Genomic DNA, 219 nt, shown 5'->3' on the forward strand with positions numbered 1-219 from the left:
CGAGAAGCTGGGTTTCCGCCGCAAGGGTGGTCAGTACCATCTGAATGAGGCGCAGGAGAAGTATGTTCGTGCTGGTCTGGTGGATTATTACACCCGTGAGGGCGAGAACGGTTCTGCTCTGCTGATGCGGTACCTGCATGACAGCGATTGGTACCGTTCTCTGGACCCGAGCCAGTATGAAGAGGTCAACGGCTTCTCGTGGGAGACCATCAATATGGA

General features: G+C 55.3%; 1 protein-coding gene. It reads left to right on the top strand.

Annotated features, from left to right (window positions below; all coding sequences use genetic code 11):
• The coding region (locus tag HMPREF2605_RS09485; protein ID WP_168167583.1) for a hypothetical protein at nt 1-219 on the top strand (219 nt) is incomplete at both ends.

Origin of the sequence: Rothia sp. HMSC065C03, assembly GCF_001837295.1 — a bacterium.
GTDB lineage: Bacteria > Actinomycetota > Actinomycetes > Actinomycetales > Micrococcaceae > Rothia.